Here is a 13,206-nt window from a genome sequence, read left to right on the forward strand (position 1 = left end):
AACCGAAGCTCCAGAAAATTCGTTACTTCTGCAAGTTAAACGAATTAGGTACAAAGATTTCCGAAAACTTTTTTGGTATCATTTTAGTTACTAAGGATGATTATCGATTAAGTACTTACTTAAAACACGAGAAAAATGACTGTTATGCAGCCCGAAATAGATAAACTGAAGGAAGATTTTACAGAAATAACAAACAGCACGGCCGAAGAGAATCCGATTGATTTCTGCGCTTATCTTCACCTGCTTGAGGTAAACAGAATGGATCAGTTAATGTCTTATATAGAAGTACATAAAAACATTTCACACAAGCCCAGCTGGTCGGAGATCAAGAACTATCTCGACGATCTCGAAGCAAAAGATGAGCAATTGGCCTGATTTATGTGTGTACATAGGTTTATTAACGACCTTAAACATGCGTAGATTTGAGATTACCATTCAGGGCTATACTTATCACATCACTGAGCTGAACCAAAGGTCCGGCTTATATGAGGTAAGCTGCAATGGTGTTTCTCATACCATTGGCAAGAGCTGCAAAACCGACGACTGGCTTTACATCAGGACTTCACCCTTTTCGCCAACCTTGCCTTTGGAAATATTAACCTCCCTGCTCGAATCCAAGATCTCAAAAGACTCGCCGCAGAAACTTATAGCCTAACTCAGGCAGGAATCACAATATTAAAAGTTGTGCCGTGGCCCACTTCACTTTGTATCGTGATGTCGCCATCCATTTCATTCACCTGTTTTTTCACCAGGTAAAGTCCCACACCGTGACTGTCTTCGCTTGTATGAAAGGTTTTAAACAGCCCGAAGATATCCCGGCCATACTTATCCATATCAATCCCCTGGCCATTATCCCGGATCATGATCCTTACCATATCACCTTCCTTAAATGTCTTCAGCGTAACCCGGTTAGTTTTCTCAGGATCACGGTATTTGATTGCATTGCTAATCAGGTTCTGCAGAATACTCTGCATATAGATCTTTACAAAGAGCACCTCATCTGCCTCTTCAAAATCAGCATCGATCAGCGTTCCTGATCTTTCAATCTCCATTTTGTAGTTTACCCTTACTTCCGCCAGCAGCTGCGAAAGTATAACCGGTTCCTTCAGCAACATCCCGCCCTTCTTGTCCCGCAGCAGAATAATCAGGTCGTCCAGTTTACGGAAGAGCCCTGCAGAAGAGTTTTTCAGCATCTTAAATGCCGGGTTTTCACCGTCGCCAGCGCCATCATCCTCCAGTATAGCTATCAAAGAATTAATATTGCTCAGCGGCCCCCGTAAGTCGTGCGATATAATATGTGTAAAGTGTTCCAGCTCTGTATTTCTTGAAGAAAAGTCCACACTCAGGTTTTTCAGTTCCTGCTGCTGACTGGTCAGCTTCACGTTCTGCACCTTCATCGCTTCAAACATACCCGCATTCCAGCGGTCGCGGTTCAGGATTTTGATCCTCATGATCACCACCGCAGAGATCACCAGTATACTAAAGAGGACAACACTGATCTCTCTTTTTTTTAGTGTTTCTGCGATATTGTGGTTTTCCTTAGCCATGCCCGCGTAGCATCTCTCCAGCAGGCGGCCCGTTATCCTTCTGATCACCCGCATATCATTTTCTCCGAGGTCAGTATTCACCAGGTCCAGCATCAGTCCCGGTTCCTGCTGTTTTTTCAGGAGTATTGTCCTGCGTAGTTCATTCTCTTTGCTGGCCAGTGTCCGGTTCAGTGTATCCATGTTCAGCTGTTCCGCTTTACTAAAGTGTTTTTGTAAAAGCTGCGTGAGAGAGTCCTGTATCAGCGGGAGAATGCCAATCGATTGATTATAAGGCATCAGATATTTTTCCCTTCCTGTCAGCATATATCCCCGCTGACCCAGTTCGGCATCTTTGATTGTGCCCAGAATCCTGCGGGTATAAAGCGCCGCTTTTTCATCCCTGGCTATTTCCTCCATGCTTTCCGTATTCTGCTGCATCAGGTGAAAGAAGAAAACGATATTAATTACTGTCGCGCTAAAGACGAGCAGAATCAATAATTGTACTCTTCTGTTGCCTGGAGGTGTTTTAAATCGTTTGAGCATTCCAAAATTTTGCGTCAACAATACTGCCAATTATTTGCCTGAACGGTGAGATACCACGGCTTCCAGCTTTTCTTTGAGCAGGAGCGGGGAGAAAGGCTTCAGCAGATAATCGTCGAGGTAAGTGAAATTAAAAGATTCCTGTATGTCCACATCGCTTGAGGCCGTCAGCGCAATAATCTTAATTTTTGAAATATTTGGATCCGGCAATTCGCGTATATGCCTTGATGCTTCAAAACCATCCATTACCGGCATGTGGATATCCATCAGCACCACATCAAAGGCCCCTGTCTTCACCATATCCAGCGCCTCCTGACCATTTTTAGAGAGCGAATAGTTACAATCCCACTGGTCCAGAATTTTCTTGAGCAGCATAATATTGATGATATTATCTTCCGCGATCAGAATATTCAGGTTGCTGATGTCACGTACCGTTGTAGAAATTGCAGGAGATTTTTCCTCAGCTATCTCCGGTTTAGCCAGCTCATAGCTCAGTTCAAAGGAGAACACCGAGCCAATATTTTCCTCACTGATCAGCCTGAGCTCACTGTCATGCAGGTTGATCAGCCTCTTTACAATGGCAAGCCCAAGGCCTGTTCCGCCATAACGTTTCGTAATATTATTGTTGGCCTGCAGGAAAGGTTCAAAGATAATCTCCTGTTTATTTACGGGGATACCTATTCCAGAATCCTTCACTGCAAATAAAAGCACAATTTTCTGTCCTATCTGTGCGGTTGTTGTTACACTCAGTTCAACCCTGCCTCCTGTATCCGTAAATTTCACCGCATTGGATACCAGGTTATTCAGGATCTGCGTCAGTCTCGTCTGGTCGCCATTGATATACACCTGTTTGCCACCAAAGTCCATCTTCAGTCGCAGATCCAGTCCCTTCTGTTCCGCTTTTGATTTAAATGAAGAGTGGATATTCTGCAGGAGGATACTCAGATTGAAATCCGCCTTGTTCAGCACCACCTTGTCCTCATTCATCTTACTGAAGTCCAGCGTATCATTGATCAGTGCCAGCAGGTTTTCTGCAGAGAAGCGCAGGATAGCCAGGTTTTCCTCCTGGTCCTTTCTCGGGTTCTCTATGCTCAGCACATTGATCATCCCAATCACAGCATGCAGCGGTGTACGCAACTCGTGCGACATCGAAGAAAGGAAGTCAGACCGTAGTCGGGTAGCCTCCTGAGCTTCCTTCAAGGCCTGTTGCAGCTGTGCGTTCAGTTCCCTTTCCTTATAGTGACTTTGGTAAAAAGACTTAAAGAATTCATAGTGCATCATGATCAGGATGCCGAAGTTTACAATAAATGCCAGCAGGAAAGAAGTATTGCCAATCTGCATTGCTGTGAGCGACACCGTACCGTTTTGCAGTCGCGTACTGATCATGTGCAGCGCGATAGGAATCACATTTGCCGAAGAATAGAGGATACCCCAGTTTTTTCCGAGCGTATAAAAACTCGAAGAGATAATAATCAGTGAGAGCTGTAAAGTCACCAGGTTAATCCCGGTGGCATAAAACAGCAGGTTTGTCCAGATAAAAATGCAGAGCGATAACAGAAATATATGACCAGAAACCTGCCACTTACCCTTTTCCAGTAAGAGGTACAGCGCATATCCCATTGTCACCGCAAGGATAAATAACCTGATGATGGTAGTGATATTGGGTTTAGTCAGTGAGGTAAACAGAATTATAAGGGTAAGCGACAGCATGATGATCAACCCGTAGGTCAATATTTTGATCCGGGATTGCATTAATGGCACCTCGGTATCTTTCATCAGGGCGGCATACTTTAGTTTATACCTGTTTATTATATTCATGGTCGTGATCTGTGGTTCAATATTACAAAATTATTCTTCGATAGCTAACACATGTTTTTTTATAACCAAGTCAAAAAATAAATAATTAATCGATCATATTTATAATGAATGACGATTTACAGGTTTTCCTGTATGTAAATTTTAATTAGCGGTTATAACAACAAATACAGATAACACTAAAATATACAACCAGAGGAACTACTTTTGTATCATTTTTATATAATTTGGCTTATCAAATTATAAAACTAAATCCATTTACCGTTGTTCTAAGGGCATACAGAGCCTAATACTTAAATAATTTCCCTTGCTGATACTGTTGTTTCCTTGCAGTGTACGTATAATCTAACCTATGAAAATCATATATTTGGAGCGCCCCAAATTCGAATTAAGGTTGTAATGAATAAGAGACCGAAAATACTGTACCTTCAGCACCATGTGCGGGACACAGGACCATTGCTGGAAATACTGGAAGAGTTAGCTCCGACATACCAGTATTTAGCAGTGCAGACCCTGGAGGAATATGTCAATCTTTTACAGGATTTCAGACCGGATATCATCATGGCAGATGAAGATCTGGATGTGGTAAGCCCGCGGGAGGCATTGGGTATTTTGCAGGCACAAGAGGCAGACGTTCCATTTATCGTCATCTGTGGTACCGCGCGCGAAGATGAAGCGCTCGAATTGCTTAAGGCAGGGGCGGTAGACTACGTATTGAAAGAAAAACCACAGCGATTATTTTACGTTTTATATAATCAGGCCACCAGGTTAAGGGCAGTTTCCAATATGGAGCAGGCCATCAGGGAGAAAGAACGTTTGTATAAACGTAATCTCGCTGATACCACAGCACTTAAAATCAGTGAAAAACAAATTCTTAAATCAAAAGCCAACCTCCGGGCGCTGTTTGATCATACAGAGACCGCATATCTGTTAGTGAATGATAAGCTAAAGGTTATTTCCTATAATGTCCCGGCAGAAAAGCTCAGAGAGAAATTCGGGTTAAATGAGTTTAAGATTGGTGCTGATGTAATGGAGTATTTTCCGGCAGTGAGGAAGTCAGAAATTTCAAATATTATACAGCGAGTGCTGGCTGGCGAAAACGTATCCTATCATACTACCCTTACAGATCCCGCTGGTGAAGACTTCTGGTACAGTATCAAATGGGTTACTGTAGCGAACGACGAAGATCAGAACTGGGGACTGATCCTGTCTATCAGGGATATTACTTCATCAAAAACAACTGCCATGGCTTTAGCTCAAGCGAATGCCGAGCTGAGCAAACGCAATAAAAGCCTGGAGCAGTTTACTTACATCGTGTCCCATAACCTTCTTGCCCCGGTAGCCAATATCAAGGGTATTACAGAACTACTGACAGATCCCGACGAGGAACAACATGCAGAATTGGTAAAAGGGCTGAAGACTTCCATCAATACGATGGATACGATTCTGAAAGATCTGAGCCAAACCTTACAGGTGAGGGATCAGGTGAACAAGAAAAAAGAAGAGGTATTCTTCCGCCAGCTGGTAGAAGAGATCACTTTTAGTATCAACAACTTAATGATCGCTGAACAGGTCACTATGCATTGTGATTTTGAGGCTTCACAGTCATTTTATACCGTGCGGGGATACTTATATAGTATCTTTTATAATATCACCTTAAACAGCATCAAATACCGCCGTCCCGAGGCTCCACCGGTTATTATTATTAAAAGCACCATTATCAAAGACCAGCTGTTATTGACTTTCGAAGACAATGGCAAAGGTATCGATATGCAGAAAAACGGAGCGCATCTTTTCTCATTATACAAACGCTTCGATACCAGTACCGACGGAAAAGGTATGGGTATGTTTATGGTAAAGACTCAGATCGAAGAATTGGGTGGCAATATCTATGTAGAAAGCCAGGTCGGTGTAGGAACTAAGATTATGATTAGTCTTCCGGTAACGAAAGAGTAATCATCATAAACATAATTCTAATTATGGCGAATTTGCCGTAATTACATCTATTTAAGCTTTAAAATTCCCGGCCACATCAGATCCGCTATTGCTTTCATCCCTTTGTCACTAGGATGAGAAGCGACGCCTTGATTATCAAATAGTCCCCAGGCTGCATTGGTTGGGTCTTTAACCAAATGTCCCAGCGATACGAAATCTGAATGCCTCGCCATTATCCTGTCAACTACAGGATTTCCCCAAAATGATCCGGCGGCAAAGAATCTTACGTTCGGGTTGTTAGATTTAAAATAGTTGATCAGCTCTACATATCTCTTTTCAAGCGCTGCTGAATCTACTACAGGCTGTTTTACATTTTCTCCAATTCTTAGAATTACCAGGTCAGGCTTTTGATCCCTGTACATTTTAAGTTCTGTATCCAGGTCATAGGTGGAATAGTTCATTTCAAACGTTCCTATATATTTTGAAGTAACTGTGCAGGAGGGATTTTTTTCTTTAAAATTCTTTGTTAGAAGATGTACGAAGTCGAATTCTGCCTTACTCGCTGCCATTCCCCAATTGCCAAGCCAACCCACATCCGGATTACTTGCAGTGTAAGTAATGCTATTTCCCAGAATAAGCACATTGGAGAACGTTAATTCAGGTACAGGAGTTTCAGACGATTTTTTTGAGCAAGAAATGACAATTAAGGCAATAAGTAAGGCTGATAATGCTGAGAGATAATTTTTCACATTTGAGATTTTAACAAATGTATAGATTTCATTTATTTTGATAAAGCTGAATATATTCTTTTGCCAAAGCTGAATCATCAAAATCAATTTTGATTTTAGAGGGTGCTTCTGCATTTATTCTACGCTGTTTGGTGCTATCACTGAACAGCGTGTTCAGTTTCTGAGTAATGTTATTAACGTTCAGATCGGTAATCCAGCCCATATCGCGTTCCAGTACATATTTGTACAAGCCCACTTTGTCGCTAACCAGCACTGGTGTACCCACGGATAATGCTTCTATCGCCACTACAGCAAAGTTTTCATTATAGGAGGTAAGTGCAAACAGGTCAAGCTGAGCGAGAAACTTAAATTTGTCCTCTCCATTTTTCCATCCAACCCAGTGTAGCTTGCTAGCATTGCCTTTTTCCTCAGCCAATCTTTTCAGGCTGGCGATATAATCAGGATCACCATCTCCCGCGATTTGTAATTTATAGTCGAAAGTCACATTGCTTAAAGCCGTGATCAGTAAGTCCAGTCCCTTTTTAGGATCAATGCGAGAAATAAAGCCGATGGTAAAGACGTCATTATACGTTCGTTGGTAAGCGATATTAGAAAGAGCAACCAGGTTGGGAATCACGTGACCGCGCCAGTGAGGGATAATGTTGAGAGATTCTTCCCATTCTGTATCTGCCGTTACATGAAGAGTTGCGTGTTTCAGCAGTCTCTTCCCCATGATATGAACCGCCTTCTTCTTTCGTGGATTATTTGTCTCTATGATGTATTTACTCAACATACCGTGAGGAGAGAATACAGGTTTTACTTTTTTGATCCTGCAAACACAAAATGCGCCAATAATGAGGGGGCTCCACCAGGAATGTATATGTACTACATCAAAGCTTTTTATATTATTATAGAGACACCTCCATAAATCAGATGAGACATGTGTATGATCGCCGGTGATTCTTTTAAAGTAAGTAACTCTTACTCCGTCTATAATCATTTCTTTCCCTGGTACTACATCTAACTCTGCTTTGCCATTTGCCGTGGTAGTATATACTGAGACATCATGGCCTTCAAGTGCAAGCTGTTCTGCTAATCGTGCGATTACCACAATTGTTCCTCCATACACGAAAGCAGGTTTATAAGATGGAACTATAAACAAGATTTTCATATGAGCATTAATCTTAAATCTCATCGAAATTAAGATTTTACAACATTCAGTTGTATCGCTGCTAATGGCTTCTCATTTCATTGCTTAAAGATAAATAAGGATTAAGATTATGGATTTCTTTTTTAATCAACGTTACTCTTCAAAGTTGTAAAAGTTGTTGAGTTTTTCTATTTGATACCAGATGAGAAGGTCATGGTTGAGAACAAGTATGATCTTCTAAAATCATGTAGAAACAAAATGCCGTTGCTGGAGCAAAATCGAATAATGAATGGGCAGCTTTAAAGATTTTTTCAAAATCACATTTATATATTGGTTCTTGATCTTAAAAGAAATAAGGAAGGCAGATACCCTATTTAGCGATATACAGGAAGAATATATTCTTTACTTCTACATGTTTAAAGAAATTATCCGTTTCAAATTATCTCTCCGGGAATTTAAATAAACTTCTGAGCTATATCTTAAATGGTTTTATACTTAATCCTTCAGACTGTAGTTTTTAAATGTCGTTCTGGCCTTGCCATACTTCACTGTATTAGAGAAGTTCGCTGAGGGCTTTTCTATATAATTCCAGAATACCCAGCTAACCGCAAAACAGATCAAAGAAACAACGAAGAAAAGAATCCAGAATTGGTTAGGCTTCATATGATTCTGTGCCATGTTAATCATTTTAATTCCAAGGGGGAAGTGAAGCAGGTAAAGCGAATAAGATACTTCACCTGGAAATTCCAGTATATGAGATACCGGTTTCCTATAATATAAAATAACAAGTATAGTAGCGGTAGCTACAATAGATGCTGCTAATTCATAGTATAAAAATGAGAACAGAATCACTAATCCGAGGCAGGCCATTTCAAAATATGTAGACTTCTTACTAGTATAAATCTGATATCCAATCGTTCCAATTAAAAAGAAAACAATATACTCCAGAAGTCCGATATACTCGGTTATCAAAGTTTGACTACTTAATAATAGGAGTGGTACTCCGATGATCATTGTAAGCCTTGGCAACTTGGATAACAAGACAAAATATATTCCCATGAATATATAATACTCCGCTTCAATTCTTAGTGTCCAGAACACCGGGTTGTCGGATGGTGCATGGGCATAGAATAGACTTTTCAAAACAGTAAGGGGTGTTTCAGGATTTGGAAGATGCCTGTAATGGTAAGATGCAGCTGCAATTGAAAGCGTAATTGACAAAGCAATCAGATATGGTGGATGCAGGCGAAGGAGCCTCTTGTATAGGAATCTGAAATAATCTACAAGTTCATATTTTGCCCTATACAAACTAAAAGGAATAACAAATCCGGATATCACAAAAAAGATATGTACTCCATACTGTCCATACTCGCCAATCAATCTAAAGAGTTCAGGCGCAACTGTGCCTTTTGAAATAGGCTTGGCAAAATGACAAAAACAAACTGAAACTACGGCAATACCTCTTAAGAGTGCTAAACTGGTGATTTTTGACTTGTCTGACATTCTCTGCTCTATATAAAAACACACGCATACGTGTGATATTGAATCGCTTGCTCTTTTATTAAAGAAAAAATATGTATTTATACGGTGCTAAAGTTAATTTTAATATTGCTATTTAAGAAGTGTATTTTCATAATATTTTACATGTTACGCCAAATGTTATTTTTAATTTCGAATTAATAAATGGTATAAATTTTGGTGTATTATTTTACGGGATACCGTATATAGTTTTCTGAAAGTACATGTGTTAAATAAACACACTATATTTACTCCCTGGAAATTATTGTGCAAGGCATAGTTTTTGCTTATTGCGCATAGATTGCTAGTTAATCTTTCTAACAAAAATTAATATGTTTAAAAAACTACTTGTTATTCCAATAGTACTACTTTGTATGACTGCCTTCGCCCAGCAAAATGGTGATGCTAAATATAGTTTTGGTGTTAGGGGTTACAATTATCTGGAATTGCCGGAATTGTTAAATCAGGCCAAAAACCATCGTTATACAAATTCCAATTTCAGCAGTTATATCATAAAATTTAATGATAACCTCTATAGCTACAGATTGAGCGGTAGCTACTTTAACAAAAACACACAATTTTCGAATAACTGTGAGGGTTGCGAGCAGGCTAACGGAAAATTAAAAGACTATTCCTTCAAAGCGGGTTTTGAAAAAAACTTTATTTATGGACACGTACAACCCTATTTGGGTTTTGATATGGGATTCCGTTCAAATGAATTTGATGGGACTCTTACAGACAATGCCTCAAATAATGTGAATGTAAGTACTACAAAAAGAGGTTTCACATTAGCTCCCGTATTAGGTCTTAAGCTAAATCCAATTAAAGAAATCTCTATATTCGCAGAGAGCAATCTTGAATTCTTTTATGCATGGGGTAAAACCGACTACACTGGTTTGCAAGATCCGCAATCAAGAGGCTCAAATAAGTTTCAGAAAGGAGAGTTATTAAACAATCCGGTATCTGTAGGTATTCAAATACATTTAGGTCGTAAGAATTAATGAATAATAATATAATTGTAATTGGTGGAACTGGCCAACTTGGGCAGTGTCTGCAGGATGTTATATCTGCTGAAAGTTCAACATTCAATTTTGTATTTCTCTCTAGAACAGAATTGGATTGTGTTAACGAAGAACAAACAGCCTCAGTCTTTGAACAGTATCAGCCTTTATATTGCATCAATTGCGCAGCTTACACGGCGGTAGATCAAGCCGAAGAAGATCAGAATACTGCTTTTCTAGTAAATCAAGTTGCGGTAAAAGGCCTTGCCGAGACCTGTCTGAAGTATCATACAACTCTGATTCATATTTCAACCGACTTTGTATTTGATGGAAAATCGAGTATCCCATTAACAGAAGACTTACTGACCAACCCTGTTAATATTTACGGTTCATCCAAACTCAAAGGCGAAACGGAAATCCAGCAGCTGATGGAAAATTATTATATCATTCGCACCAGCTGGTTATATTCAGAAAAAGCAAACAACTTCGTGAAAACAATGCTGAAGCTAGCACAATCCAGAAGCGAGCTCACAATTATTTATGATCAGATCGGAACGCCAACTTATGCAATGGACCTTGCAAGGTTAATTACATCCATTATCAAAAATGATCCAAAGGCATATGGCTTATATCACTACAGCAACGAAGGTGTTGCGTCGTGGTATGATTTTGCGAAAGCAGTGTTTGAGATTTCACAAACAGATATAAAAGTACTACCGGTAGCCTCTTCTGCATTTGTGACCAAAGCAAAAAGACCGCATTACTCTGTCTTAGATAAGACAAAAATCAAAACTGCCCTGGGGATTGAAATTCCTTATTGGAGAGAAAGTTTGAAAACCTGTATCAATAAATTGTAGCTAATTATGAAAGGAATAATTTTAGCTGGTGGCAGCGGCACCCGCTTACATCCATTGACTCTGGTCATGAGTAAACAGATGATGCCGGTGTATGATAAGCCGATGATTTATTATCCCCTGTCTATTTTGATGTTAGCTGGGATCAAAGAGATTCTTATCATCTCTACTCCGCATGACTTGCTCAACTTCAAAAAATTATTAGGAGATGGCAGCCAGATAGGCTGCAAATTTTCTTACGCTGTTCAGGAGAAGCCAAATGGCCTGGCTCAGGCTTTTGTCATAGGTGCAGATTTCATTGGAACTGATAAAGTTGCTTTAGTATTGGGCGACAATATTTTCTACGGGGACGGCATGTCTAAGTTGTTGCAGGATAATACTGAAACCAATGGCGGGGTTGTGTTTGCCTACCAGGTTTCTGATCCGGAGCGTTACGGTGTTGTTGAATTTGACGCTGATAGGAATGCTGTGTCAATAGAAGAGAAGCCAGAGCAGCCTAAATCTAATTATGCAGTACCAGGTCTGTATTTTTATGACAACAGCGTTGTAGAAATTGCCAAAAATATCCAACCTTCTCCCAGGGGAGAATATGAAATTACTGATGTAAATAAAGTATATCTGGAGCAGGGTAACTTAAAAGTTGCTGTATTAAGCCGCGGTACCGCCTGGTTAGATACAGGAACTTTTAATTCACTGATGCAAGCAGGTCAGTTTGTACAAACCATAGAAGAACGTCAGGGTCTTAAAATTGGTTGTATTGAGGAAGTTGCATATCGAATGGGATTTATTGATAAAGCGAGATTGAAAGAAATAGCCACTCCCTTAGTCAAAAGTGGTTATGGCGCTTATTTACTTAAGCTTATTGAGTAAGATACTTTTAGATATATTTAAACACAAGTGATTTTTAGCTTTTAAATAGTTTGAGTAGGAGTACGGGCGCTTGTTTTCTAGATAGTTCAGTTAAATAATTCTTATATTCGCCAACTAAAATTTACGTAATAATGAAAGTGGCCTTAATTACAGGTGTTACGGGACAGGATGGAGCCTACTTATCAGAATTCCTATTAAAAAAAGGCTATTTTGTTCATGGTCTGAAGAGAAGGTCATCTTTGTTCAACACAGATAGAATAGATCACTTATATCAGGATCAGCATGAAAATGGCGTAAATTTTAAACTGCACTTCGGCGATCTTACTGATTCTACCAATCTAATCCGAATCATACAGGAAATACAGCCAGATGAGATTTATAATCTTGCAGCCATGAGCCACGTACAGGTAAGTTTCGAAATGCCAGAATATACTGCAAATGCTGATGGTATTGGTACATTAAGGTTGTTGGAAGCGGTACGTATTCTGGGATTAGAAAAGAAAACGAGGATTTACCAGGCATCAACTTCCGAATTATATGGTCTGGTACAAGCCGTACCACAAAGTGAAACTACCCCCTTCTACCCAAGATCGCCATATGCTGTAGCAAAAATTTACGGCTATTGGATTACAGTGAACTATAGAGAAGCTTACAATATGTTCGCATGTAATGGTATTTTATTTAATCATGAAAGCCCTTTACGAGGAGAAACTTTTGTTACCCGTAAAATCACCAGGGCTGCCTGTAAGATTGCGCTGGGTTTGCAAAAATGTTTATATCTCGGAAATCTTTCTGCACAGAGAGATTGGGGACATGCTAAAGATTATATCGAAGCCATGTGGTTAATTCTTCAGCAGGAAAAAGCCGAGGACTATGTAATTGCAACTGGTGTTACCACCACAGTTCGTGATTTTGTAAGAATGAGTTTTGCAGAATTAGGTATAGAAGTGGAGTTCAGCGGTAAAAACGAATATGAAAAAGGAGTAATCATTGACATTGATTACGATCTAGCTAATAGTCTTGGAGTAAATACAGACTCGCTCCATTTCGGAATGGATGTGGTAAGGGTGGATGCCAAATATTTCAGACCGACAGAGGTCGATTTATTATTAGGAGATCCAACAAAATCTAAAACGCAATTGGGCTGGGAGCCAAAATATGATTTGCCTTCTCTGGTAAAAGATATGATCCAGTCTGATCTACAATTAATGAAAAAAGACGAATATTTGAAAGCGAAAGGTTTTAATACCTTGAACTATTTCGAATAAT

12 protein-coding genes are annotated in these 13,206 nt (G+C 39.7%); 7 read left to right on the top strand and 5 right to left on the bottom strand.

Going from position 1 to position 13,206, the window contains the following annotated elements:
* Positions 1-144: 144 nt before the first annotated feature.
* Together OQY15_RS21960 and OQY15_RS21965 are read left to right on the top strand one after the other, a co-directional pair.
* Positions 145-375 carry a hypothetical protein gene (locus OQY15_RS21960; RefSeq protein ID WP_265794279.1) on the top strand — a complete coding sequence of 77 codons (231 nt, stop codon included), beginning with the start codon at positions 145-147 and terminating at the stop codon, positions 373-375.
* Between the two features lie 37 nt (positions 376-412).
* Positions 413-655, top strand: a complete 243-nt coding sequence (locus OQY15_RS21965) for a hypothetical protein (RefSeq protein WP_265794280.1) — start codon at positions 413-415, stop codon at positions 653-655.
* A gap of 1 nt (position 656) precedes the next feature.
* Here the strand turns inward: OQY15_RS21965 and OQY15_RS21970 are convergent, their stop codons facing one another.
* Positions 657-2,069 carry an ATP-binding protein gene (locus OQY15_RS21970; protein WP_265794281.1) on the bottom strand — a complete coding sequence of 471 codons (1,413 nt, stop codon included), beginning with the start codon at positions 2,067-2,069 and terminating at the stop codon, positions 657-659.
* Between the two features lie 30 nt (positions 2,070-2,099).
* On the bottom strand, positions 2,100-3,884 hold the full coding sequence (locus OQY15_RS21975; RefSeq protein WP_265794283.1) for an ATP-binding protein: 1,785 nt from the start codon (positions 3,882-3,884) through the stop codon (positions 2,100-2,102).
* Between the two features lie 396 nt (positions 3,885-4,280).
* Between OQY15_RS21975 and OQY15_RS21980 the strand changes: the two genes are divergently transcribed.
* A complete protein-coding gene (locus tag OQY15_RS21980; protein ID WP_265794284.1) occupies positions 4,281-5,837 on the top strand; it encodes an ATP-binding protein in 1,557 nt (518 codons plus the stop codon).
* A 47-nt stretch (positions 5,838-5,884) separates the two neighbouring features.
* Here the strand turns inward: OQY15_RS21980 and OQY15_RS21985 are convergent, their stop codons facing one another.
* The 3 genes from OQY15_RS21985 to OQY15_RS21995 all read right to left on the bottom strand — a co-directional run bounded on the left by OQY15_RS21985 (position 5,885) and on the right by OQY15_RS21995 (position 9,197).
* Entirely contained in the window at positions 5,885-6,565 is a 681-nt protein-coding gene (locus tag OQY15_RS21985; protein WP_265794286.1) for an SGNH/GDSL hydrolase family protein, read from the bottom strand.
* A 28-nt stretch (positions 6,566-6,593) separates the two neighbouring features.
* Positions 6,594-7,715 carry a glycosyltransferase gene (locus OQY15_RS21990; RefSeq protein ID WP_265794287.1) on the bottom strand — a complete coding sequence of 374 codons (1,122 nt, stop codon included), beginning with the start codon at positions 7,713-7,715 and terminating at the stop codon, positions 6,594-6,596.
* Positions 7,716-8,189: 474 nt separating this feature from the next.
* Positions 8,190-9,197 carry an acyltransferase gene (locus tag OQY15_RS21995; protein ID WP_265794288.1) on the bottom strand — a complete coding sequence of 336 codons (1,008 nt, stop codon included), beginning with the start codon at positions 9,195-9,197 and terminating at the stop codon, positions 8,190-8,192.
* 347 nt (positions 9,198-9,544) lie between these two features.
* On the opposite strand from OQY15_RS21995, the gene OQY15_RS22000 reads away from it, so the two are divergent.
* The 4 genes from OQY15_RS22000 (at position 9,545) to gmd (ending at position 13,205) form a co-directional block, all read left to right on the top strand.
* A complete protein-coding gene (locus tag OQY15_RS22000; RefSeq protein WP_265794289.1) occupies positions 9,545-10,213 on the top strand; it encodes a hypothetical protein in 669 nt (222 codons plus the stop codon).
* Positions 10,213-11,070, top strand: coding sequence for a dTDP-4-dehydrorhamnose reductase (rfbD, locus tag OQY15_RS22005; protein WP_265794290.1), 858 nt, complete (start codon positions 10,213-10,215; stop codon positions 11,068-11,070). The genes OQY15_RS22000 and rfbD overlap by 1 nt, the downstream gene beginning before the upstream one ends.
* A 6-nt stretch (positions 11,071-11,076) precedes the next feature.
* Complete coding sequence (gene rfbA, locus OQY15_RS22010; RefSeq protein WP_265794292.1) at positions 11,077-11,937, top strand: glucose-1-phosphate thymidylyltransferase RfbA; 861 nt, start codon at positions 11,077-11,079, stop codon at positions 11,935-11,937.
* A gap of 131 nt (positions 11,938-12,068) precedes the next feature.
* The gene (gene gmd, locus OQY15_RS22015; protein ID WP_265794294.1) at positions 12,069-13,205 is read left to right on the top strand and encodes a GDP-mannose 4,6-dehydratase; all 1,137 of its coding nucleotides are present in this window, start codon (positions 12,069-12,071) and stop codon (positions 13,203-13,205) included.
* Position 13,206 lies beyond the last annotated feature (1 nt).

Origin of the sequence: Pedobacter sp. MC2016-15, from assembly GCF_026239695.1 — a bacterium.
In the GTDB taxonomy this organism is placed as follows: Bacteria; Bacteroidota; Bacteroidia; order Sphingobacteriales; family Sphingobacteriaceae; genus Pedobacter.